We start from the raw sequence: 23,197 nt of genomic DNA, 5'->3' as shown, positions 1-23,197 counted from the left end.
CTGCGTCAGGGGTGGGGATGCCGGATCGAAAAGCCGCCGAGCACGGCTCGGCGCTACCCGAGCACGTGCAGCGCGCTGCGGGCCGGACCGCGACGGTAGCGCCGAGCCACGCTCGGCGAGCGCACAGCGCGGCCTGCGTCAGGCGTGTGGGGGCCGGAAAGAAGTGCCGCCGAGCAAGGCTCGGCGCTACCAGTGCAAGTGCGGCGCGGTGCGTGCCGGACCGCCACGCTCGGCGAGCGCGCAGCGCGGCCTGCGTCAGGGGTGGGGGTGCCGGATGGAAAAGCCGCCGCAGCGCGGCCGCGGTTTACGCGGCTTCGTACGTACCGTAGCTGCGCAGACGCGTGTAGCGTCGGGCCAGCAGTTCGTCGGTCGGCAGGGCCTGCAGGGCGTCCAGCTCGTTCAGCAGCACGGCCTTCAGGCGCTTGGCCATCTGGTTGGGGTTGCGATGGGCGCCGCCGGTGGGCTCACGCACCACTTTGTCGATCAACCCCAGGCCCTTCAACCGCGGCGCGGTCATGCCCAGCTGCTCGGCGGCTTCCTTGGCCTTGCCCGCGTCCTTCCACAGGATCGAGGCGCAGCCTTCCGGCGTGATGGTCGAGTACACGCTGTATTCCAGCATGATCGTCCGATCACCCACGCCCAGCGCCAACGCGCCGCCGGACCCGCCTTCGCCGATCACCGTGCAGATCACCGGCACTTTCAGCTCGGCCATCTCCAGCAGGTTGCGGGCAATCGCTTCGGACTGGCCACGGGATTCGGCATCGATGCCCGGCCATGCGCCGGCGGTGTCGATCAGGGTCAGCACCGGCAGGCCGAAACGCTCTGCCATCTTCATCAGGCGCAGTGCCTTGCGGTAGCCCTCCGGCTTGGGCATGCCGAAGTTGCGCTTGATCTTTTCCTTGGTGTCACGGCCCTTCTGGTGACCGATCAGCATCACCGAACGGCCGCCGATGCGCGCCAGGCCGCCCATGATCGCCTTGTCATCGGCGAACGCGCGGTCACCGGCCAGTTCCTGGAACTCGTCGCAGAACAGGCGGATGTAGTCCGCGGTATACGGACGCGACGGGTGCCGGGCGAGCTGCAGGATCTGCCAGGTGGTCAGGTTGCGGAAGATCTGCGCGGTGCGCACGCGCAGCTTGTCGCGCAAGGTATTCACTTCGGCTTCGACGTTGACCGCCGGACCGGCACTGGCGCTGCGCAGTTCCTGGATCTTGGCTTCCAGGTCGGCGATGGGTTGCTCGAAGTCGAGGTAGTTCGGATTCATCGGAAGCCGTCGTGTGAAGTGAAGAGGGGGAGTTTAGCCGAATGCGTGCAGATGCCCCGTACGCCGTCGTCTGGTCAGCTCGCCCAGGGCGGGCTGTAGCGCACCTTCAGGGTGCGGATTGCCGGGTCGGCGCGCAGGGCGTCGATCAGCTTGGAATCGATGCGCACCGCGCTGTCGCCGCCCACGTCCAGCATGCCTGCAAGCGAGCCTTCCTCGTCCTTCAACAGCAGGTCCAGGCGCAGGGGCGTACGGCCGGGGCGATGCCGGTCCAGCAGTGCGTTCAGGCGCTGCCACACGGGGCGTTCACGGCGCAGGTCCACCCGCAGTGAAAGCCGGGTGGCGTAGTTGGCACAGACCTCGTCGAAATCCCAGCACTGGCGGATGCGCAGGGCGAAGCCGCCATTGAACTCGTCTTCGCGCAGGCCGCCCTTGACCACCAGGATGCGGTCCTTGGTCATCAGGTGGCCGAACTCGGCCATCGCATCGGAGAACGCACTGCATTCCACCCGGCCGCGACCATCTTCCAGCTGGATGAAGATCTGGCTTTCGCCCTTGCGGCGCACGCCAACCACCTGGCCGGCCAGTACCGTCTGTACTTCCGGGCGCCAGCGCTTTTCACCGCCACCACCGCCGCTGTTGGCACTCCAGATTTTTTCCACGGCGCCCAGATCGGTGCCGACCAGATCACGCACATCGTCGCGATGCGGGTCGAACGGATGTCCGCTGAGATAGAACCCCAGCGTGTCGCGCTCGCCGGTGAGCCGCTGCAGCAGCGGCCATTCGTCGGTCTCCTGCAGTTCCAGGTGGATTGCCGGCGCACTCGGGTCCGGTCCACCGAACAGCGAGTTCTGGCCCGATGCACGCTCGCGCGCCATCTGCTCGGTGGCCTTGATCACCTCCGGTAGCTGCAGCATCAACGACGCGCGGTTGCGGCCCAGTTCGTCCAGCGCACCGCAGTTGATCATCGCCTCCAGCGTGCGCCGGTTGAGCTTGGCCGAGCCGATACGCGTGCAGAAATCCAGCAGGTTGGTGTACGCGCCCTTCTGCAGGCGCTCATCGACCACGGCCTCGCAGGCGCCCTGGCCCACGCCCTTGATCGCTCCCAGACCGTACTGGATGGTGTCCGGCGTGGCGGCCTCGAACATGTAGGCGGACTGGTTCACCTTCGGCGGCAGCACGGTCAGGCCGAGGTTGCGCACCTCGTCGAGGAAGCCGACGACCTTCTCGGTGTTGTCCATGTCCGAGGACAGCGTGGCGGCCATGAACTCGGCGGGATAATGGCGTTTCAGCCATGCGGTCTGGTAACTCACCAGCGCGTAGGCGGCAGCGTGCGACTTGTTGAAACCGTAGCCGGCGAACTTCTCCATCAGGTCGAAGATCGCATCGGCCTTGGCTTCGCCTACACCGTCCTTGGCCGCGCCCTCGCGGAAGATTTCGCGATGCTTGGCCATCTCGGCCGGCACCTTCTTGCCCATCGCGCGACGCAGCAGATCGGCGCCGCCCAGCGAGTAGCCGCCGACGATCTGCGCCATCTGCATCACCTGTTCCTGATACACCATGATGCCGTAGGTGTCGCGCAGGATGCGTTCGGTGCGCGGATCGGGATACTCCACATCCTCGCGCCCATGTTTGCGGTCGACGAAGGAGGGAATGAGGTCCATCGGGCCGGGGCGATACAGCGACACCAGCGCGATCAGGTCTTCGAACCGATCGGGCTTGGCGTCCTTCAGCAGGCGGCGCATGCCGGAGGATTCGAACTGGAACACCGCGCCGGTGTTGCCGGAGGCGAAGATGTCCTTGTAGGTCGCCGCATCATCCAGCGGCAGCGCGGCGATATCCACCGGCGGAATGCCGGCGCGCTCGTGGCGCTTGTTGATCGCCTTCACTGCCCAGTCGATGATGGTCAGCGTGCGCAGGCCCAGGAAGTCGAACTTCACCAGGCCGATTTCTTCCACATCGTTCTTGTCGAACTGGGTGACCGGGTTGCGGCCGATGCCGTTTTCATCGTGTTCGGCGAACAGCGGGCAGAACTCGGCCAGTGGTTCGGGGGCGATGACCACGCCACCGGCATGCTTGCCGGCATTGCGGGTCAGGTCTTCCAGCTGGCGCGCCAGATCGATCAGGTCGCGGACATCGTCTTCGCTCTGGTAGCGCTGGATGAGTTCCGGCGAGGCCATCTCGCTGTCCTTGCCTTCCCCCATCGCATCCTTCAGCGAAATGCCGAGGATGTTCGGAATCAGCTTGGCCACGCCATCGACCAGGCCGTACGGGAAGCCCAGCACGCGACCGCAGTCACGCACCACGGCCTTGGCCGCCATGGTGCCGTAGGTGATGATCTGGCTGACCCGCTCGCGGCCGTACTTGCGCGCGACGTAGTCGATGACTTCGTCGCGGCGGTCCATGCAGAAGTCGATGTCGAAGTCGGGCATCGACACGCGTTCCGGGTTGAGGAAGCGCTCGAACAACAGGTTGTAGGGCAGGGGATCCAGATCAGTGATCTGCAGCGCCCACGCCACCAGCGAACCGGCACCCGAACCACGGCCGGGCCCGATCGGGATGCCCTGGTTCTTGCCCCACTGGATGAAGTCCGCCACGATCAGGAAGTAACCGGGGAAGCCCATCTTGATGATGGTATCCAGCTCGAATTCCAGACGCTCGCTGTAGTCCTGCGCGGTCATGCCGGCAGCGACCGGGTTCTTTTCCAGGCGCAGTGCCAGGCCCTTGCGCGACTCGCTGCGGATCCAGCTGTCCAGCGTCTCGTCGTCGGGCACCGGGTAGTTGGGCAGGAAGTAGGTGCCCAGCCGCATCTCGATGTTGCAGCGCTCTGCCAGCGCACGCGTATTGTCGATGGCATCAGGGATGTCGGCGAACAGCGCGCACATCTCCTCGGCCGACTTCAGGTACTGCTGGTCGCTGTAGTCCCGCGGGCGCTTGGGGTCATCCAGCACGCGACCGGAGGCGATGCACACGCGCGCTTCGTGCGCGTTGAAATCGGTCGGTTGCAGGAAGCGCACATCGTTGCTGGCGATGACCGGCAGGCCACGCTGGCCCGCTGCCATCAGCGCGAACTGGTTGAAGGCTTCTTCGCCGTCGCGGCCGGTGCGGGTCAGTTCCAGGTGCAGTCCATCGCCGAACACGCGCTGCCAGTCAGCCAGTTGCTGCTCGGCAAGCTCATGTTTGCCTGCCGCAGCGAGACGTCCGGCGAGGCTTTCACGGCCGGTAAGCGCGAACAGGTTCTGGCAGCCGGCCTTCAGCCATTCCGGATGCACCGCGACGCCGCCTTCCGGGCGATGGCCCTCCATCCAGGCACGCGTGAGCAGCCGGGACAGGCTGAGATAGCCTTCGCGGTCGCGGCACAGCAGGGTCATCCGCCACGGATCCTGGCCTTCCTCGGCGATCATCACGTCGGCGCCGGCGATCGGTTTGATGCCCACGCCTTCAGCCGCCTTGTAGAACTTCACCAGGGCGAACAGGTTGTTCAGATCGGTGACTGCCAGCGCGGGCAGCCCGAGCTCGACCGAGCGCGACAGCAGGTTGGCCTGTTTGGCTTTCTTCGGGTCAGCCTGTTCCGGTTTCGCCGGCACACGGATGGTGGAATCCGCCAGCGAAAATTCGGTGTGGACGTGGAGATGGACGAAACGGGAGTTGGACATGCCGGACCAGGTTGGAGCGCACCGGCCCCGGGAGCAGGCGTAGGAACGGCCGCCGGGGTCACAGGTGCGCAGGAGTGCCCGCTCAGGGTACCGGCGGTGACCTGTACGGACAAGGTCTTGACGTAGAGGAAGGGGCGCGCTGCGCGGGTCCACGTCATCGCATTCGCGCTGCCGCTCCCACGCTTTGCTGCGCAAACCGCGGGCCCCGTCTCACCGGCACCCACACCCCGCCGCTTCGCGGCACGGGCCACGTCATCGCATTCGCGCTGCCGCTCCCACGCTTTGCTGCGCAAACCGCGGGCCCCGTCTCACCAGCACCCACACCCCGCCGCTTCGCGGCCGCCCCTGACTCAGGGGCTCCCTTCACCAGACGGGTCAACGATGCCTGCGGTAGCGCCGACCCATGGTCGGCGGAATGTCCCCGCCAACGGCCCGCTGCGCTCGCCGACCATGGGTCGGCGCTACCGCTTTTCTCTTTTTTTTACTACGCGGCTGGCGGCCACGGAACCTGTCAGGGGGCCGGGCGGTGCGGCTGGGTGGGGGCGTTGAGCGCCATGGATGGCGCGAAACGAGGCACGCATGGATGCGGCCCTTGCCGTCCCCCGTCCCAGCCCCACCGCCCGGCCCCAAGCTCGGAACCCGCTGTCAGATCCACCCGCGAGGGGGTCTCACCCGTTCGACCCACCTACAGCGCCAGCGCCATCTCCAAAGGAGCAGCAACCGGCGCGGCCAGGCACTCCCGCACGGGCGCGAAGCTGCGCCGGTGTTCCAGGCACGGTCCGTGTTCGCGCAATGCCGCCAGGTGCATGGGCGTGCCATACCCTTTGTGCTGGTCGAAGCCGAAATACGGAAATTGCTCGTGCACGCGCTGCATGTAGCGGTCACGGCTGACCTTGGCGAGGATCGAAGCAGCCATGATCGCGCGGTCGATGGCGTCGCCCCCGATCAACGCTTCGCCCGGCAGCACCAGACCCTTGGGCACCACGTTGCCATCGATGCGTGCCAGATCGGCCGCGTGCGCAACCGCCGCCACCACCTCGCGCATGCCCTGCAGTGTCGCCTGATAGATGTTCAGCCGGTCCACGGTGGGGGCATCGACCAGGACCACATGCCACGCCAGCGCACGGTCGATGATGCGGTCGTACAACTGGTCACGGCGGGCCGCAGTCAACTGTTTGGAATCGTCCAGGCCGTTGATGCGCGGCCGCGCAGGATCGAACACCACCGCAGCCACGGACACCGGGCCGGCCAACGGGCCGCGACCGGCCTCATCCACGCCGGCGATACGCTGCACGACCACGGTTGCCGCTGCGTTGCCGCTGAACAGCGTCATCGTCGCGGCAGCGGCAGCACGACGGCTCACCGGGGCACCACATCGCGCGCCACCAGCTCGGCCACGGCATCGGCCGCGCGGGCCGAGGCATCACGCCGCAGCAGGGTGTGCAACTGTTGATACGTGGCCTGCAGGTCGATGCTTTTCTGCGGATGGTCGAACCACTGCTGGATCGCAGCGGCCAGCTTTTCCGGCACGCAATCGTGCTGCATCAGTTCCGGCGCCAGATCCTTGTTGGCCAGGATGTTCGGCAGGGCATAGCGATCGACCTTCAGCAGGCCCAGCGCCTTGACCAGCCGGTAGGTCAGCTCGTTGACCCGGTAGCCGACCACCATGGGGCGCTTCACCAGCATCGCCTCCAGCGTGGCCGTGCCCGAAGCGAGCACCACCACGTCGGCGGCGATCATCGCGGTGCGCGCCTGCCCGTCCAGCACATGGGAATGCACCACAGGGAACGCAGAGCGGGAGAGCTGCTGGTCGATCAACTGACGGCACGCGGCATTCGCGGCCGGCACGACGACGTGCAATCCGGGAATGCGTTCGCATACCTGCCAGGCCGCCTCGAAGAAGGGCTCGCCCAGCCGGCTGATTTCGCCCAGCCGGCTGCCCGGCAGCACCGCCAGCACTTTCGCATTGGACGGCAGGCCCAGGTCGGCGCGCGCCTGCTCGCGATCCACGTGCATCGGGATGTCATCGGCCATCGGGTGGCCGACAAACCGCGCATCGATGCCGTGCCGCGCATAGATGGGCGGCTCCATCGGGAAGAGGCACAGCACCAGGTCCGCGCTCTCGCCGATCTTCTCCGCGCGTTTCTCGCGCCATGCCCACACCGAGGGGCTGACGTAGTGCACGGTGCGGATGCCGCGCTGCTTCAGCCAGCGCTCCACGCCCAGGTTGAAGTCGGGCGCGTCGATGCCGATGAACACATCAGGCTGCCACTCCAGCACGCGCTGGCGGAACTGCGAACGCAGCTTCAGCAACCGCGGCAGATGGCGCAGCACTTCGGTCAGCCCCATCACGGCCAACTCGCTGGCGTCGAACCAGGTCTGGCAGCCCGCATGGCGCATGCCGTCACCGCCGATGCCAGCAAACTCTGCATTGGGGAAGCGTGCCTTCAACTCGCGTACCAACCCTGCGCCCAGCTGGTCACCTGATGCTTCGCCCGCCACCAGCGCCACGCGCAGCGGACGCGTATCGACACGCGCGGGGGCGCTGGCAGCCGGTGCTTCACGCAACAGGATGACCTCGGCCGTGGGCGGCAGCGTGGTCTGGTTCATCGCAGCAGCGGCCGCTCGGCCTGTTCGATGAACTCCAGCAGCGCCTTGACGTCTTCGCTGCTGCGCGCCTGCTCGGCCAGTTGCACCTTGGCCTCGGCCAGCGGCAGGCCGGCAACGTACAGGGTGCGGTACGCGCGCTTGATGCTGGCGATGCGCTCGGCGTCGAAGCCGCGGCGTTTCAGGCCTTCGCTGTTGATGCCGCGCGGACGGCCCAGCGAATCACTGCCGACCATGGTGAACGGCGGGACATCGCCATTGGTCAGCGCCCCCATGCCCAGGAAAGCATGCGCGCCGATACGGCAGAACTGGTGGGCACCGGCGAAGCCGCTGATGATCACATGGTCGCCCACGGTCACGTGGCCGGCCAGCGTGGTGTTGTTGGAGAACACACAGTGGCTGCCGACGTGGCAATCGTGCGCGACGTGGGTGTACGCCAGCATCCAGTTGTCATCACCGACGGTGGTTATGCCACCGCCACCGCCGGTACCCCGGTTGATGGTGACGAACTCGCGGATGACATTGCGGTCGCCCATCACCAGCTCGGTCTTTTCGGCGTTGTATTTCTTGTCCTGCGGCTCGCCACCGATGGCGGCGTGGCCGATGAACCGGTTGTCGCGGCCGATACGGGTCGGGCCGTGGATGCTGCAATGCGGGCCGATCTCGGTGTTTTCGCCGATTTCAACATCGGCCCCGATCAGGGTGAATGCGCCCACGCGGACGCCGTCGGCGAGCTTCGCCGACGGATCGATCACTGCCGTGGGGTGGATCAACGGAGCGTGTCCGCTCATCGGTGGTCCTCCTTGTAGGTTATTCGCGGGTGCCGGCACACATGACTTCGGCGCAGGCGACGATCCTGCCGTCGACGAAGGCCTTGCAGTCGTACACCGCCATGTTGCGGATCACGCGCTTGATCTCCACGTGCATCTCCAGCACATCGCCGGGGACCACCTTGTCGCTGAAGCGGACATTGTCCACCTTCACCATGTAGAACAGCTTGGACTGCGCATCCCGGCCCAGCGTGAGCTGGGTGAGCACGCCGCCCGCCTGCGCCATGGCTTCGATGATCAGCACGCCGGGCATGATCGGCTGTTCGGGGAAATGGCCCTGGAAGAACGGCTCGTTGATGCTGACGTTCTTGCGGGCGACGATCTTGCGCTTCTCGAAGTCGAGCGACACCACCTTGTCCACCAGCAGGAAAGGGTAGCGGTGCGGGATCAAGGCCCGGATCTGGGCGATGTCGGGCAGGTCGATGTCCGACGGGGTCTGTTCCTGGCTCATTCCTTCTCCTTGCTCACAGACAGGATGCGACGGGCCAGCGCATCGAGCTGTTTGAAGCGCGCGGCGTTCTTGCGCCACGTGCGGTTGTCGGTCAACGGCGTGCCGGAGGAATACTCGCCCGGCTCGGTAATGGAGTTGCGGACCACCGATTTACCGGTGACCACGACTTTGTCGCAGATTTCAAGATGGCCCACCACGCCGACGGCCCCGCCAAGCAGGCAGTAACGGCCGATCTTCGCGCTGCCGGCGATACCCGTGCAGCCGGCAATCGCCGAATGCGCGCCGATCTGTACGTTGTGGGCGACCTGCACCAGGTTGTCCAGGCGCACGTCTTCAGCCAGCACGGTGTCCTCCAGGGCGCCACGGTCCACGCAGGTATTGGCGCCGATCTCGCAGTCGTCGCCGATGCGCACACCACCGAGCTGCGGAACCTTGATCCACTTGCCCGCGTCCATGGCCAGGCCGAATCCATCGGCGCCGAGCACGGCGCCGGGATGGATGCGTACCCGCTTGCCCAGCTTCACCCGGGTGACCAGGGTGACCCGCGCGATGAGTTCGCAGCCGCTGTCCAGGCTGCAGTCTTCGCCGATCACGCTGCCCGCGCCGATGATGCAGTTCTCGCCGATCACGCTGCGCTCGCCAATGATGACGAAGGGCCCGACATGGGCACTGGCGGCCACCTGTGCGCTGGGGTCGATGACCGCGCTGGGATGGATGCCCGGCGGGCGGGTGGGGGCTACATCGAACAGTGCCGCGATGCGGGCGAACGTGTTGTACGGGTCCTTGGCGACCAGCGCCGTGCCGGGCGCGGACTCGGCATCCTCGGCACGCAGCACCACGATGCCGGCCTTGCTGTCGGCCAGCTGCACACGGTAGCGGGGATTGGCCAGGAAGGTGAGCTGGGCCGGTCCGGCATGGGCCAGCGTCGCCACGCCACCGATCACGGTGGAGGCATCGCCATGGACCTGCAGGCCGAACTGCTCGGCGAGTTGCTGGGCGGAGTAGGTAGGAGTATTCACGCGGGGAGTTTACCGTGTGGCGTGACAACGGTCATGTTACTGCCCCCACCAGGGCGGTCAGGACGAGGGCCCCGGTGCCGTTTCACCGGTCACTCGCCACATTCGGCACGCCCACGTAGCCGTGTCCGCCACGCCCACCGACGCGTGTTCGCCACGCCCGCCGACGCCGTAGCGCCGAGCCATGCTCGGCGAGCGCGAAGCGCGGGGTGCCTTGAAACGGGAGGGCGTGTTGCCGCTGCATGAGCCGGCCAAGCATGGCTCGGCGCGACCCGGAGCTGCCAAACAGAAACGCCGGGCAATGCCCGGCGTTTCTGTTGTTTCGTGCGGACTGCTTAGAACTGACCGCCGAACGTGAACTGCAGGCGTTCGACTTCGTCGCCGTCTTCCTTCTTGAGCGGGAAGGCGTAGCTGATCGAGATCGGGCCGACCGGGGCGCGCCACAGCAGGGCCACACCGGTGGACACACGCAGTTCGTTGGCCTTGAAGTTGTCCGTGCCGTTGTATACGTTGCCGAAGTCCAAAAACGCTGAGACGCGGGCCGACGGGCTGTCGAACAGGCGCGGGAAGTACGCTTCCACCGAGCCCACCGTTTTGAGGGAGCCGCCGAGCGGCTGGCCATTCGGATAGCCGGGTGTGACTTCGCGCGGACCCAGAGTGTTGTCCTCGAAGCCACGTACCGAGTTGGTGCCGCCTGCGTAGAAATTCTCGTAGAACGGCAGGCCGGAGGCGGTAATCACGCGCTGGGTGCCATCCGCCTCGGTCACAACGCGCGACACGTCGTTCCCGTAACTATCGCCGTAGCCGACTTCGAAACGGGTGTTGATGACGAGGGACGGAATGATCGGCCAGTACTTGCTGATCTGGTAGTTCAGCTTGTAGTACTCAACGGTCGACCCAGGCAGAGTCGTTTCCAAGCCTACGCGCTGATAAGTACCGCGGGTGGGCATGAAGTAGTCATTGCGCGAGTCACGCGCCCAGCCAAGCTCGGTACGCCAAGCGTGGAAGGTCTGATGCCCCACCGCATTGATGTAGTCCCTGATCGAAGCCGGCGTGCTGCCATACGTCTGGATCTGGTTGCTATCGATACCGAACATCAACGAGACCGTATCGGTCTCGGTGATCGGCACGCCGAACACCACCTGCGCTGCACCGTTGGTGCTGTTGTACTGCGCAGTGTTGAAGTCGGAGTAATCGAGCTCGCGCCACGACAGGTTGTAGCCCAGCGACACGCCGTCATCGGTGAAGTACGGATTGGTGTAGCTGAAGCCATAACGCTGCAGGTAGCTGCTGCGCGAGGCTTCCACCGACACGCGGTTGCCGCCGCCCAGGAAGTTGTTCTGCGACAGCTGCACCGAGGTGGTCATGCCGTACGACTGCGAGTAACCCAGGCCGAACACGAAGCTGCCCGACGTGGTTTCCTTGACGTTGTACACCACGTCGACCTGGTCGTTGCTGCCGGTGACCGGGGTGGACTGCACATCCACCGCTTCGAAGTAGCCCAGGCGCTGCAGGCGGATCTTGGAACGGTCGATGGCGGCCTGCGAGTACCAGCTGTTCTCGAACTGGCGCATTTCGCGACGCAGCACTTCATCGGAGGTGCGCGTGTTGCCGCGGAACTGGATCTGCCGCACGGACACGCGCGGACCCGGCACGACCTGCATGTTGATCGCCACCGTGCGGTCGGCACGGTTGGTGGTCGGGATCGGGTTCACCTTGGCAAAGGCATAGCCGATGTTCGACAGCGAATTGGTGATGCTGTTCGAGCTGAATTCCAGCAGGGCGCGCGAGAACGTGTCACCCGACTTCTGGATGACCATGCGCTCGACGTCTTCCTGCGGCAGCACGGTGTCGCCGCTGACCTTGATCTCGGAGATCTTGTACTGCTCGCCTTCGGTGACGCCGGCGCTGATGAACATGTCGCGCTTGTCGGGGCTGATCGACACCTGGGTGGAGTCGATGCTGAAGTCCACGTAGCCGCGGTCCAGGTACCAGGAGTTCAGTTTCTCCAGGTCGCCGGACATCTTTTCCTTGGAGTACTGGTCATCACGGCGGTACCACGACGCCCAGTTGTGCTCCTTCGATTCCCACGTGTCCAGGATGTCTTCGGCCGGGTATTTTTCGGTACCGATCAGGTTGACGTGGCGGATCTTGGCCGCCTTGCCTTCCTTGATGGTGATCGCGATATCGACCCGGTTGCGGTCCAGCGGGCTCACCGTCGGGGTGATTTCCACGTTGTATTTGCCGCGGTCGTTGTACTGGCGACGCAGTTCCTGGGTCACGCGGTCCAGGCTCAGGCGGTCGAACGTGCCGCCTTCGGTCAGGCCGATGTCGCTCAGGCCCTTCAGCAGCTGGTCGGACTTGATGTCCTTGTTGCCGGTGACGGTGAGCTTGTTGATCGCCGGACGCTCCTTGACCGTGACCACCAGGATGTCGCCCTGGCGGTCCAGCTGGACGTCTTCGAAGAAGCCGGTCTTGTACAGGGCACGGATGGTTTCGCTGACCTTGGCGTCGGTGAGCGCCTGGCCACGTTCCACCGGCAGGTAGGTGAACACGGTGCCGGAGCTGATGCGCTGCAGGCCGTCCACGCGGATGTCGCTGACCGTGAAGGGGGCGGCAGCCTGCGCCAGTGCGGGGGCGCCGATTCCAACAGCGAGGGCGAGGGCCAGCAGGCGGCGGTTCGGGAGTCGCGTCATGTCACGTCCGGTAGAGGTCGATTGCGTAGTGCGGAATGCCGACGTTGTAGACGGCGACAGCAGGAAAAAGTTCATTACAGAGCCCATGTTCATCGCGTGACCAGGCCGAGGATGTCGTTGTAGAACGCCAATCCCATCAGCCCGGCCAGCAGCGCGAGACCGACAAACTGGCCGGCCGCCATGGCACGCTCGCTGAGCGGGCTGCCCTTGACCAACTCGATAAGGTAATACAGCAGGTGCCCTCCGTCCAAGACGGGAATGGGCAGCAGGTTGATGATGCACAGGCTGAGCGACAGCAGGGCGAGGAACTGAAGGAACCAATCCACCCCCCGTTGCGCGGAAACATTGGCCACCCGGGCAATGGTGACGGGGCCGGAAACGTTCTGCAGCGAGGCATTGCCGGTGACGATGCGGCGCATCATCCCGAGGGAGTCGGAGGCCATGCGCCCGGTTTCGCTGATCGCCACGGGCACCGCGGCCAGCGGGCCGTACTTCAGCACGGTGTCGTAAACCGGGGCGTGCGCCTCACTGAAACCGATGCCGAGTTGCCAGACCGGCTCTCTGTTGCCGTCCAGGCCTTGTCGTGGCGCGACTTCCAGGGCCAGGCGCTCGCCACCGCGCAGCACGTCGATCATGCCCGGGCCGCCGCGCTTGCCCAGCGCCTGTACGGCCGGATAGACCTGGTCGGCGGCATCTATCCGCTCGCCGTCCACGGCCACGATCAGGTCGCCCGGCTGCAGCACGCCGCGCACGGCGGAATCGTCCACCAGCCGGTCCACCAACGCGGGTTGCAGCCAGAACTGCCAGTTGATGCCGGCCAACGGGGCGACGCGGCGTTCATCGAAGCCCGCCGGCAGCTGGGACAGCGGCAGAGTGCGCTGATGACGACGTTCCTGCGCATCCACTACCTGGAGGGTCACGTCATGACGGTCCATGGCGGCGGCGGTCAGCGCCATGCTGGCCTCGCCCACGGTGGCGACCGAGCGTCCATCGACCGACAGGATGCGCTCGCCGCCCTGCAGCCCGGCCACCTGGGCCATGCCGGTGGCGCGGCCGACCGTGGCCGAATAGTCCTGCTTGCCGATCACGAACATCGCCCACAGCAGCAGCATGCACAGCAGCAGGTTGGCCAGCGGACCGGCGGCGACCACCGCGATGCGCTGCCAGACGGTCTTATGGTTGAAGGCCTGGCCGCGCTCGTGCGGATGGACCTCCACCTCACGCTCATCAAGCATCTTCACGTAGCCGCCGAGCGGAATGGCGGCAATGGCGAACTCGGTGCCATGGCGGTCGCGGCGCGACCACAGCGGCTTGCCGAAGCCGACGGAAAAGCGCAGCACCTTGACCCCGCAGCGGCGCGCAACCCAGTAGTGCCCGAACTCATGAATGGTCACGAGCAGGCCCAGGCTGACGATCATCCACCACACCGATCCGAGGAACTCAGTCATGGGAGAGCGCAGTGGTGGCGGCAGGGCAGGGCGGCATTCAGAGGGCTTCGATGGCAGTCCGGGTGATCAAACGGGCACGCTGGTCAGCGGCGAGCAGGCCGCCCAGTGTATCGGCAGGCTCGACCGGCAGTGTTGAGAGCGCGTTATCCACCAAGGCAGGAATGGCCAGAAAGCCTACCCTTCCCTGAAGAAACGCTGAAACAGCCTCTTCATTGGCCGCGTTCAGCACCGCCGGCGCCGTGCCGCCGGCCCGCATCGCGTGCCAGGCCAAGGCCAGGCACGGGAACGCGTCGGTATCGGGGGCTTCGAAGTCCAGCCGGCCCTGGCGCAGCAGATCCAGCCCGCCAACGCCGGCATCGATGCGCTGCGGCCAGCCCAGGCCCACGGCCAGGGTGGTGCGCATGTCCGGCAGGCCCAGTTGCGCCAGCGTGGACCCGTCCACGAACTCCACCAGGGAGTGCACCAGACTCTGCGGATGCACCAGTACCTCGATGCGCGCGGCGGGTACCCCGAACAGGTGGTGGGCTTCGATGACTTCCAGCCCCTTGTTCATCAGGGTGGCTGAATCGACCGAAATCTTGGGGCCCATCGACCATTTCGGGTGGGCAACGGCCTGCGCCGGGGTGACCTGCTCCAGCTCGGCGCGGCTGCGGCCACGGAAGGGGCCACCGGATGCGGTCAGCAGGATGCGGCGCACGCCGGCACCGTCCAGGCTGGCATCGCGCGAGCGCAGGCACTGGAAGATGGCGCTGTGTTCGCTGTCGATCGGGATGATCTCGGCGTGTGCCTGCTGCGCGGTGCGCATCAGCAGTTCGCCGGCCAGCACCAGCGATTCCTTGTTGGCCAGCAGGATGCGTTTGCCGGCCCGCGCGGCGGCCAGCGTGGACGACAGCCCGGCCGCACCGACGATCGCGGCGATCACCGTATCGCAGGTGTCTCCCGCAGCCAGTGCATCCAGGGCGGCATCGCCGGCGTGGGCGGTGGTCGCCAGGCCGGCGTCGCGCAGGCCGTCGCGCAGGCGTGCATACAGCGCTTCATCGGCGATCACCGCATGCAGGGGGCGATGCGCGCGGCACAGGGCCAGCAACGCATCGACCTGCGAGCCGGCCGCCAGCACCGTGGGCTGGAACCGGTCCGGGTGACGGGCGATGACATCCAGCGCAGAGGCGCCGATGGAGCCGGTGGCGCCGAAGACGGCGACACGGCGCAGGGCAGGGGAGGCATGCATGGTCAGAGCCCGAAGATTTCCTTGCCGATGGCGAACACCGGCAGGGCGGCCAACACGCCGTCGACCCGGTCCAGCACGCCGCCATGGCCGGGGATGATGTGGCCGGAGTCCTTGGCGCCCGCGTGGCGCTTGAGCAGGCTCTCGAACAGGTCGCCCAGCACCGAGGCGAACACCGCCACGGTGGTCACCAGCAGCAGCCACGGCAGCTGCGCCACGGTGACCAGCGTCCAGTCGGCCACGCCGAAGCCCAGGCCGAAGGCGGTCGCGACGATCAGACCGGCGATCAGGCCGCCGAACAGACCTTCCCAGGTCTTGTTGGGGCTGATGCGCGGCGCCAGCTTGTGCTTGCCGAAGGTGCGGCCCGCGAAGTAGGCGCCGGAGTCGGCAGCCCACACCACGGCCAGTGCGGTCAGCAGCCACAGGTGGCCCTGGTCACTGGAGGCGTGCAGCAGCACCAGCGAGGCCCAGGCCGGCAGCACCGCCAACGTGCCGGCGAGCAGCTTGAGGGCGCGCGCATGGCTGTCCGGCTGCGCGCCGAAGTTGAAGAAACGCAGCCACAGCAGGGCCAGCAGCCACCAGCCGACACCGATCAGGGCGGCGACGCGGAACAGGAACAGCGACGCATCGCGATCCCAGACCACCAGCACCATCAGCACGAGGTTGAGCAGCAGCAGGGTGGTGCGGGCCAGCGTGTCTTCCACGCCGGCCAGCTTCAGCCACTCCCACAGGCCGATCAGGAAGACCGCGGCGGCGGCAGCGGCGAGCCACTGGCTGGGCAGCAGCAGGATGGCGGCAATGGCCGTCGGCGCCATGATCAGCGCGGCGAGGACTCGGGTCTTGGTCATGGGCTGGACGTCTCGGTGGCGAGAGCGGCGATCTGGGCGCTGGTCAGCCCGAAGCGGCGCTCACGGCTGGCATAGGTGTCCAGGGCAAGCTGCAGCTGGTCGGCATCGAAATCCGGCCACAGCACGTCGGTGAACCACAGCTCGGTGTAGGCAAGCTGCCAGAGCAGGAAATTGCTGATGCGGGTGTCACCGCCGGTACGGATGAACAGGTCCGGCGCCGGCATGTCCGCCAGGGCGACATGCGTGCCGAGCAGATGCTCGTCGATCTGTTCCGGCAGCAGGCGGCCGGCAGCCACTTCCTGCGCCAGGATGCGGGCGGCCCGTGCGATATCCTGGCGGCCACCGTAGCTGGCGGCGATGCACAGGGTCATGGCACGGTTGTCCGCGGTGCGTTGCTCGGCCAGCTGCATGCGGCTGACCAGCGAAGCGCCGAAACGCTCGCGCTCGCCGATGAAACGCACGCGCACGCCGCGCCGATGCAGCTCGTCCACTTCGCGATCCAATGCGTGCAGGAACAGCTTCATCAACGACTGTACTTCGTCGTCCGGGCGGCCCCAGTTCTCGCTGGAAAACGCGAACAGGGTGAGCGCCGGAATACCGAGTTCCAGGCAACGGTCGATGGTGCGGTTGACCGCGCGCGCGCCGGCGCGGTGGCCGATCATGCGCGGGCGGCGGCGCTGCTGTGCCCAACGCCCGTTGCCATCCATGATGATGGCAACGTGGCGCGGCAGCGCGCTTGGCAACGGTGGAGGGACTGAAGGCATCTGCTTCAGACCGCCATCAGTTCCTTTTCCTTCTCGGCAACCACCTTGTCGACGTCCTTGATGCTGTTGTCGGTCAGCTTCTGGATGTCGTCTTCGGCGCGCTTCTTGTCGTCCTCGGTGATTTCCTTGTCCTTGAGCAGCTTGGCCACTTCCTGGTTGGCATCACGACGGATGTTGCGGATGGAAACCTTGGTTTCCTCGCCTTCCTTGCCCACGGTCTTGGCCAGTTCCTTGCGACGCTCTTCGGTGAGCGGCGGCAGGTTGAGGCGGATGACGGTGCCGACCACGGTCGGGGTCAGGCCCAGGTCGGACGCGTAGATCGACTTCTCGACCGCGGCGACGAGGCCCTTGTCGAACACCGAGATCACCAGCGAGCGGCCTTCAGAAACGCTGATGGAGGCCACGTTGTCCAGCGGGGACTGCGTGCCATAGGCCAGCACCGAAATGCCATTCAACAGCGCCGGCGAGGCGCGGCCGGTGCGGATGGCTGTCAGGGTTTGACGCAGAGCTTCGATGCTCTTGGTCATGCGCTCGCGCGCGTTCTGCTTGATGTCGTTGAGCATCGCCCGATCCTGGGTAGTACTGGAATCGGGCGATTATAGGCGAATAGGGCCCCAGCCGGGACCGTGCGGCCCCGTCCGTGCATCCGCCGCTCAGTTGGCCGGCGTGTTGCGGCCGCGCACCAGGGTGCCGATGTTCTCGCCGTGCAGGATCTTCAGCAGTTCGCCCGGCTGGCTCATGTCGAACACGCGCAGCGGCAGGTCGCTGTCGCGCGCCAGTGCGAAGGCGGCGGTGTCCATCACCTCCAGGCCGCGGGTGATGACATCGTCATAGGTCAGGCTGTCGAAGCGCACGGCGTCGTCGTACTTGTTCGGGTCTTTGTCGTAGACGCCATCGACCTTGGTGGCCTTCAGCAGCAGGTCGGCACCGATCTCGATGGCGCGCAGGGCGGCACCCGAATCGGTGGTGAAGAAGGGGCTGCCCACGCCGGCGGCGAAAATCACCAGACGGCCCTTTTCCAGGTGCCGGATGGCGCGGCGGCGGATGTAGTCCTCGCACACGTCGTTGATCTTGATCGCGCTCATCACCCGCGCCTTGGCGCCGACTTTCTCGAGCGCATCCTGCATCGCCAGGGCGTTGATCACCGTGGCCAGCATGCCCATCTGGTCGCCGGTCACCCGGTCCATGCCGCCCGCTGCCAGGCCGGCGCCGCGGAAGATGTTGCCGCCGCCGATGACCAGGGCGATCTCCGCGCCCGCCTGCTGCGCTTCGATGACTTCACGGGCGAGGCGGTTGATGACCTTGGGGTCGATGCCGTAGTCCTCGTCTCCCATCAGCGCCTCCCCGGAAAGTTTCAACAGGATGCGGCGATAGGTGAGCTTGGACATGGGGGCCTCGGTATGCGTGAATTCCCGGCAGATTCTACTGGCAAGCGGGCCCCCGCTGTAGTCTTTTCGTGCACTGCGGCATGTGCAGCGCCACCAAGGCCGTGTGCTGGCGAGCCTGGGTTCAGGCCGCGCTGCCGCTTTCCATCGTGGCCCGGGTGAACGGCTCGTCGCTGGGCGAGCGGGCGATGACGCGGTTGCGGCCCAGGTTCTTGGAGCGGTACAGCACGTCATCGGCAGCGCGCAGCAGGTCCTGCACATCGGCGAAACGCTCGTAACCCCCTTGGGTCGCGACGCCGGCGGAGAACGTGACGAACAGTGGGCCGCCTTCGCTCATGGCCATCGGCGTGATGACGATGCTGGCCAGTACGCGGCGGATCACATCCAGCGCGACCGATTCGGTGGTATTCGGCAGCAGGGCGACGAACTCTTCGCCACCAAAACGCGCGACCGTATCGCTGGTGCGCAGCTTGCCCTGCAGGTTGCCGGCGAACTCGCGCAGCACTTCGTCGCCGGTCAGGTGACCATGCGCGTCGTTGATCTTCTTGAAGTCGTCCAGGTCGATGAAGGCCACCGACAGCGGCCAGCCGTGCCGCGTCGCGCGCAGGAATTCCTGCTCCAGAACGGCTTCCAGCTGGCGGCGGTTGAGGACGCCGGTCAGTGCATCGCGGTGCGCCTGCTCGGTCAGCCGCTTGGCGCGCGCTTCGAACTCATCGGCGCGGCGACGGGCCTGCTCGGCATCCTGCAGCTGACGCAGGTTGCGCAGCGTGGCAAGTTCCTGCGCGTGGTCGATGAGCAGCTGTACGCGCGTGGGCGTGGTGGGGGCGGTGTCGAACAGGCTGGCGATGGTCGGCAGCGCCTCGCTGATTTTTGCCAGCACCTGGTCGAACTGCGCACTGTCCAGCCCAAGCCGCGCATGCACCTGGGCCAAGGCGCGTTCGCGGGCCGCGTCAGGATCGGTGTCGAGCCAGATGTCCGCCACGGTGCCGGAGAGTTGCACACAGGCCTGGAAATGGTCGTCGGACAGCGTGGGGTCCTCGCTGTGGGCGATGGACTCGGCAAGGTAGCGCGGCAGGTCCCACTGGCCGGCCATCCACGTGCCGACGTCCGCATGCGTGCACTGCAGCTGCGTGCGCTCGGCGGCCAGCAGGGCGGCGTTGTCATCCGCCTCGCGCAGCAGCGGCTGGTAGGTGTCCGTGTGTGACTGCAGCAGGGCGAGGATGCCGATATCCTGCAGCAGACCGGCCAGCATCAGTTCTTCCAGTCGGCGCAGGCCGCGGGCCTGGCCTAGCTGGCTGGCGGCCAGCGCACTGAGGATGCTGCGACGCCAGACGCGTTCGCGCAGGTCATGGCCACCATTGCCACTGTCGCGGGCCAGCAGGCCCTGGGTCACGGTGAATCCAAGGGCAAGGCTGATGGTCGCGTTCAGGCCCAGCATGGTCAGCGCCTGGCCGAGGTTTTCTATCCGGCGGCGGCTGGCATACAGCGGCGAATTGGCGATACGCAGCATGCGAGCACTCAGCGCCATGTCGATGGCGATGATGTCGGCGGCGGTGGTGATGTCCGCTTCGGGATCCTGGGCAAGTTCGATGATGCGCAGGGCAATGCCGGGGGGCGACGGAAGATTGCGGCAGAGCGCCAGGACGGCTGTCAGCTCAGGAGGCATATCGGGTCGTTCATTCACATGTGGCGGGATAGGGGTTCCGTCACAGATCTGCGTAATGCCCCTTGCACCCTACGAACTCCCCTGGAAAGAGTATCGGTCCGAACGCCACATAACGCAAAGGCGCCGCGGTGGGTAGCGCCGACCCACGGTCGGCGAGCGCAGCGGCGTTCGAGGATCCTGCCAAGCATGGCGCGGCGCCAGCGGACGCGACCGGCATCGTGGGAAACAAAAAAAAGCCGCGCAGAGCGCGGCTTTTCCGTGAATCAGGTCAACCGGGCGATCAGGCCAGGCCAGCCTGCTTCATCACTTCGGCGGCGTAGTCTTCCACCACCTTCTCGATGCCTTCGCCGACGGCCAGACGCTGGAAGCCGACCACTTCGGCACCCGCGGCCTTCAGTACCTGCTCGACCGACTGGTTGGTGTCCAGCACGTACGGCTGGCCGTACAGGGTCACTTCGTTGACGATCTTGGCGATCTTGCCGCTGATGATCTTCTCGAGGATGTCGGCCGGCTTGGCCTTGTCCTTGTCGGTCATCTTGGCCAGCTCGATTTCCTTTTCCTTGGCAACGAACTCGGCCGGCACATCGGCCGCCTTGTTGTGCGGCGGGTTCATCGCTGCCACGTGCATGGCCAGGCCGCGGGCCAGCTCGGCGTCGCCGCCGGCCAGTTCCACCAGCACGCCGATGCGGCCACCGTGGACGTAGGCCGCCACGTTGTGGGTGCTTTCCAGGCGCACGATGCGACGCACGTCGACCTTCTCACCGACCTTGGCGATCACCGCAGCGCGGGTCTCGTTGATGGTCTCGCCCGACGCCAGCTTGACGTCGTTCAGGGTTGCGATGTCGGCAGCGCCCGAGGACAGTGCGGCAGCAACGACCGAATCGGCGAAGTTGGTGAAGTTCTCATCCTTGGCGACGAAGTCGGTTTCGGAGTTGATTTCGACCAGCACCGCGGTGCCGCCGTTCTGTGCAGCGCGGATGATGCCTTCGGCCGCGACGCGGTCAGCCTTCTTGTCGGCCTTGGCCAGACCCGACTTGCGCAGCGCTTCGATGGACAGCTCGATGTCGCCGTTGTTTTCGACGAGCGCCTTCTTGCACTCCATCATGCCGGCGCCGGTGCGCTCGCGCAGTTCCTTGACCAGGGAAGCAGTGATTTCCATGGGATTTCCTCAGAAAGAAAGGGGTTGGGCCGGCATGATGGCCGGCCCGTATGACATGGCCCTGTCAGCCGCCAGTGGCGACATGCAGGGGAGGTGGGCGCAGGGCGCCCACCGGGGGCCTGGATCAGGCCTGGGCTTCGCCCGACTTCTTCTCGGCAGCCTTCTTGGCCGGAGCGCGACGGGCCGGCTTGGCCTCTTCGCCTTCAGCGGCAGCGTCGGCGAATTCTTCTTCGCGCACGGTGGCCGAATGCGGAGCAGCCGCCTTGCCTTCCAGCACGGAGTCAGCCGCAGCGCGGGCGTACAGCTGCACGGCGCGGATGGCATCGTCGTTGCCCGGGATGGCGTAATCGACCAGTTCCGGGTTGTAGTTGGTATCAACCACGGCGATCACCGGGATGCCGAGCTTCTTGGCTTCCTTGATGGCGATGTCTTCGTGGCCGATATCGATGACGAAGATCGCGTCGGGCAGACGGTTCATGTCCTTGATGCCGCCCAGCGAGGCTTCCAGCTTGTCGCGCTCGCGACGCAGGCCCAGCACTTCGTGCTTGACCAGCTTCTCGAAGCTGCCGTCGTTCTCACCGGCTTCCAGTTCCTTCAGGCGGGCAACCGACTGCTTCACGGTACGGAAGTTGGTCAGGGTGCCGCCCAGCCAACGCTGGTTCATGAACGGCATGCCGCAACGCTCGGCTTCTTCGCGGATCGACTCGCGTGCGCTGCGCTTGGTGCCCAGGAACAGGATGATGCCGCGCTTCTGTGCGATCGAGGAGATGAAGTTCATCGCATCGTTGAACAGCGGGACGGTCTTTTCCAGGTTGATGATGTGGATCTTGCCGCGGGCACCGAAGATGTACGGAGCCATTTTCGGGTTCCAGTAACGGGTCTGGTGGCCGAAATGGACGCCGGCTTCAAGCATCTGGCGCATGGTGATCTGGGGCATTGCATTACTCCTGACAGGGAACCTGCGTGCACCGATGTCCCCTGGAGGACGCCCGCGGAAAGTGTGCGGGACGGCGCGGGCGCGCATGAATGGTTCCGGGGTTGGGCTTCCCCATCGTCTCCGTGGCCGAACCCCTTGCGGGGCACCCCGGCACGGATCGGGACGATGGGTGTGGATTCACCGGTGACGTCCGGTGTGGACGATGTCCCGCGCACGGATGCGGCAGGAATCCGCGGATTATAGCCCGCTGCTGGCGGCCACTGCAATCTCGGCAAGGAGCCCGCTATCGGCGCCATCGCGTCGGGCCTGGAACCGCCCGCCTGCATAGTGGTCAGCCCGCTGTGGCAGGTCCCAGCACACCGAGGCGCCGGGCAGTACATAGCCGGCCAGCCCGGACTGCAACACCTGGGTCCCGCCGTCGCGATCAACGAAAGCCAGATCGGCCAGCCGCGCCCTGCGCAGGTCCGCATTATGCAGATACAGGCAGGGCGCGTCCGCGGTGCGATGTTGCACGCCTGCCTGCAGGGTCGCCTTGCCAGTCGGCCCCGCAGGTGTGATGAACAAGGGCAGTGAGTACCGGGGCAGGCGCGGGTCGGTGGGTTCCACCAGCACGCGATACGCGCGTTCGACGCCAGCGGGAAGAGGGTGTGGCAGCACCAGCCGGATACGTTGGCGCGTGCCACCCGGCAGGCGTGGCAGGGCAGGGCTGGCGACCACGTCCGCGCTTGGCTGCAGGGCATCGCGTCCTTCGGTCTGCACCCAGTGCAGGATCTGGATCCGGCCGGCCCACGGCTCAGGGCCGGGGTTGCCCAGCCAGAGTTCCCCCTGGGCCTGCCCCTGTGCCAGCTGCAGCGTGGTCGGTTGAAGTTCCAGTGCCAGGGTGCGCGGCGCAACGCCGGTCGCTGCCAGCAAGGCGAGGGTGGCGGCAACGGGCACGCGCTGCCGCATCAGAACACCACCGTGTCCGCGCCGCGCTCGCTGCGTTCGCCGGGGCGCTGTGGCGGTGCGAGGCGTTGCAGCTGTGCGGGGAAGCGTGCCGGTTCGCCGCGCAGGTGCGGCGCGCTGCACTGGGCGCGGCTGTCGGTCGGGGCGGTCCGGGCCGGTGCGGGATCGGTGCAGCTTTCCACGATCTGCATGCGCAGGCGCAGCGTGTCCGACGCCGAAGCGCCAGCGCCGGCTGCGTACAGGACGGCCATGGCGGCCAGCAGGCTCCGCCCTGTGTGATGACCCATCCTCGTTCTCCTGCAG

The 23,197-nt window shown here is 66.3% G+C and carries 18 protein-coding genes and 1 pseudogene; all 19 read right to left on the bottom strand.

Annotated elements, in window-relative coordinates; translation table 11 throughout:
- Nucleotides 1-304: 304 nt before the first annotated feature.
- Nucleotides 305-1,264 (bottom strand): acetyl-CoA carboxylase carboxyltransferase subunit alpha, encoded by a 960-nt coding sequence (locus tag IFT58_RS03525; RefSeq protein WP_188324586.1) that lies wholly within the window; start codon nucleotides 1,262-1,264, stop codon nucleotides 305-307.
- 74 nt (nucleotides 1,265-1,338) lie between these two features.
- Nucleotides 1,339-4,917: a DNA polymerase III subunit alpha gene (gene dnaE / locus IFT58_RS03520; protein ID WP_188324585.1), complete on the bottom strand. Its 3,579-nt coding sequence runs from the start codon at nucleotides 4,915-4,917 to the stop codon at nucleotides 1,339-1,341.
- A 685-nt stretch (nucleotides 4,918-5,602) separates the two neighbouring features.
- Nucleotides 5,603-6,280, bottom strand: coding sequence for a ribonuclease HII (locus tag IFT58_RS03515; protein WP_192093892.1), 678 nt, complete (start codon nucleotides 6,278-6,280; stop codon nucleotides 5,603-5,605).
- Nucleotides 6,277-7,440, bottom strand: a pseudogene (gene lpxB / locus IFT58_RS03510) (lipid-A-disaccharide synthase); the annotation flags it as partial. The gene IFT58_RS03515 and the pseudogene lpxB, both read right to left, overlap by 4 nt.
- Nucleotides 7,441-7,523: 83 nt before the next feature.
- On the bottom strand, nucleotides 7,524-8,315 hold the full coding sequence (lpxA, locus tag IFT58_RS03505) for an acyl-ACP--UDP-N-acetylglucosamine O-acyltransferase (protein ID WP_188324582.1): 792 nt from the start codon (nucleotides 8,313-8,315) through the stop codon (nucleotides 7,524-7,526).
- A gap of 19 nt (nucleotides 8,316-8,334) precedes the next feature.
- Entirely contained in the window at nucleotides 8,335-8,805 is a 471-nt protein-coding gene (fabZ, locus tag IFT58_RS03500) for a 3-hydroxyacyl-ACP dehydratase FabZ (RefSeq protein ID WP_188324581.1), read from the bottom strand.
- Nucleotides 8,802-9,824 (bottom strand): UDP-3-O-(3-hydroxymyristoyl)glucosamine N-acyltransferase, encoded by a 1,023-nt coding sequence (gene lpxD, locus IFT58_RS03495; protein WP_192093890.1) that lies wholly within the window; start codon nucleotides 9,822-9,824, stop codon nucleotides 8,802-8,804. The genes fabZ and lpxD overlap by 4 nt, the downstream gene beginning before the upstream one ends.
- Nucleotides 9,825-10,156: 332 nt before the next feature.
- A complete protein-coding gene (gene bamA / locus IFT58_RS03490; RefSeq protein WP_192080343.1) occupies nucleotides 10,157-12,517 on the bottom strand; it encodes an outer membrane protein assembly factor BamA in 2,361 nt (786 codons plus the stop codon).
- Nucleotides 12,518-12,606: 89 nt separating this feature from the next.
- Nucleotides 12,607-13,965: an RIP metalloprotease RseP gene (gene rseP, locus IFT58_RS03485; RefSeq protein WP_192093889.1), complete on the bottom strand. Its 1,359-nt coding sequence runs from the start codon at nucleotides 13,963-13,965 to the stop codon at nucleotides 12,607-12,609.
- A gap of 37 nt (nucleotides 13,966-14,002) precedes the next feature.
- Complete coding sequence (gene dxr, locus IFT58_RS03480; protein ID WP_192093888.1) at nucleotides 14,003-15,193, bottom strand: 1-deoxy-D-xylulose-5-phosphate reductoisomerase; 1,191 nt, start codon at nucleotides 15,191-15,193, stop codon at nucleotides 14,003-14,005.
- Nucleotides 15,194-15,195: 2 nt separating this feature from the next.
- Complete coding sequence (locus tag IFT58_RS03475) at nucleotides 15,196-16,038, bottom strand: phosphatidate cytidylyltransferase (RefSeq protein ID WP_188324575.1); 843 nt, start codon at nucleotides 16,036-16,038, stop codon at nucleotides 15,196-15,198.
- Entirely contained in the window at nucleotides 16,035-16,802 is a 768-nt protein-coding gene (gene uppS, locus IFT58_RS03470) for a polyprenyl diphosphate synthase (protein WP_192080351.1), read from the bottom strand. Before uppS ends, IFT58_RS03475 begins: the two co-directional genes overlap by 4 nt.
- Nucleotides 16,803-16,807: 5 nt before the next feature.
- Entirely contained in the window at nucleotides 16,808-17,365 is a 558-nt protein-coding gene (gene frr / locus IFT58_RS03465) for a ribosome recycling factor (RefSeq protein ID WP_188324573.1), read from the bottom strand.
- Between the two features lie 90 nt (nucleotides 17,366-17,455).
- On the bottom strand, nucleotides 17,456-18,190 hold the full coding sequence (pyrH, locus tag IFT58_RS03460) for a UMP kinase (RefSeq protein ID WP_188324572.1): 735 nt from the start codon (nucleotides 18,188-18,190) through the stop codon (nucleotides 17,456-17,458).
- A gap of 121 nt (nucleotides 18,191-18,311) precedes the next feature.
- Nucleotides 18,312-19,853, bottom strand: a complete 1,542-nt coding sequence (locus IFT58_RS03455; protein WP_192093887.1) for a GGDEF domain-containing protein — start codon at nucleotides 19,851-19,853, stop codon at nucleotides 18,312-18,314.
- Nucleotides 19,854-20,133: 280 nt separating this feature from the next.
- Nucleotides 20,134-21,012, bottom strand: a complete 879-nt coding sequence (tsf, locus tag IFT58_RS03450; protein ID WP_192093886.1) for a translation elongation factor Ts — start codon at nucleotides 21,010-21,012, stop codon at nucleotides 20,134-20,136.
- 124 nt (nucleotides 21,013-21,136) lie between these two features.
- Nucleotides 21,137-21,949 (bottom strand): 30S ribosomal protein S2, encoded by an 813-nt coding sequence (gene rpsB / locus IFT58_RS03445; protein WP_188324569.1) that lies wholly within the window; start codon nucleotides 21,947-21,949, stop codon nucleotides 21,137-21,139.
- Nucleotides 21,950-22,186: 237 nt separating this feature from the next.
- Nucleotides 22,187-22,897: a fimbria/pilus periplasmic chaperone gene (locus tag IFT58_RS03440; RefSeq protein ID WP_192093885.1), complete on the bottom strand. Its 711-nt coding sequence runs from the start codon at nucleotides 22,895-22,897 to the stop codon at nucleotides 22,187-22,189.
- Entirely contained in the window at nucleotides 22,897-23,181 is a 285-nt protein-coding gene (locus IFT58_RS03435) for a hypothetical protein (protein WP_192093884.1), read from the bottom strand. Before IFT58_RS03435 ends, IFT58_RS03440 begins: the two co-directional genes overlap by 1 nt.
- Between the last annotated feature and the right edge of the window lie 16 nt (nucleotides 23,182-23,197).

The organism is Stenotrophomonas sp. CFBP 13718 (genome assembly GCF_014842145.1).
GTDB lineage: Bacteria > Pseudomonadota > Gammaproteobacteria > Xanthomonadales > Xanthomonadaceae > Stenotrophomonas.
Note: the sequence above shows the minus strand (reverse complement) of the source record. Positions and strands in the feature narration are given on the sequence as shown.

Bases quoted from the DNA above. Each gene is read 5' to 3' on its own strand.
- IFT58_RS03525 (WP_188324586.1), bottom strand. From the start codon at position 1,264: ATGAATCCGAACTACCTCGACTTCGAGCAACCCATCGCCGACCTGGAA.
- dnaE (WP_188324585.1), bottom strand. From the start codon at position 4,917: ATGTCCAACTCCCGTTTCGTCCATCTCCACGTCCACACCGAATTTTCG.
- lpxA (WP_188324582.1), bottom strand. From the start codon at position 8,315: ATGAGCGGACACGCTCCGTTGATCCACCCCACGGCAGTGATCGATCCG.
- fabZ (WP_188324581.1), bottom strand. From the start codon at position 8,805: ATGAGCCAGGAACAGACCCCGTCGGACATCGACCTGCCCGACATCGCC.
- bamA (WP_192080343.1), bottom strand. From the start codon at position 12,517: ATGACGCGACTCCCGAACCGCCGCCTGCTGGCCCTCGCCCTCGCTGTT.
- rseP (WP_192093889.1), bottom strand. From the start codon at position 13,965: ATGACTGAGTTCCTCGGATCGGTGTGGTGGATGATCGTCAGCCTGGGC.
- dxr (WP_192093888.1), bottom strand. From the start codon at position 15,193: ATGCATGCCTCCCCTGCCCTGCGCCGTGTCGCCGTCTTCGGCGCCACC.
- IFT58_RS03475 (WP_188324575.1), bottom strand. From the start codon at position 16,038: ATGACCAAGACCCGAGTCCTCGCCGCGCTGATCATGGCGCCGACGGCC.
- uppS (WP_192080351.1), bottom strand. From the start codon at position 16,802: ATGCCTTCAGTCCCTCCACCGTTGCCAAGCGCGCTGCCGCGCCACGTT.
- frr (WP_188324573.1), bottom strand. From the start codon at position 17,365: ATGCTCAACGACATCAAGCAGAACGCGCGCGAGCGCATGACCAAGAGC.
- pyrH (WP_188324572.1), bottom strand. From the start codon at position 18,190: ATGTCCAAGCTCACCTATCGCCGCATCCTGTTGAAACTTTCCGGGGAG.
- IFT58_RS03455 (WP_192093887.1), bottom strand. From the start codon at position 19,853: ATGCCTCCTGAGCTGACAGCCGTCCTGGCGCTCTGCCGCAATCTTCCG.
- tsf (WP_192093886.1), bottom strand. From the start codon at position 21,012: ATGGAAATCACTGCTTCCCTGGTCAAGGAACTGCGCGAGCGCACCGGC.
- rpsB (WP_188324569.1), bottom strand. From the start codon at position 21,949: ATGCCCCAGATCACCATGCGCCAGATGCTTGAAGCCGGCGTCCATTTC.
- IFT58_RS03440 (WP_192093885.1), bottom strand. From the start codon at position 22,897: ATGCGGCAGCGCGTGCCCGTTGCCGCCACCCTCGCCTTGCTGGCAGCG.
- IFT58_RS03435 (WP_192093884.1), bottom strand. From the start codon at position 23,181: ATGGGTCATCACACAGGGCGGAGCCTGCTGGCCGCCATGGCCGTCCTG.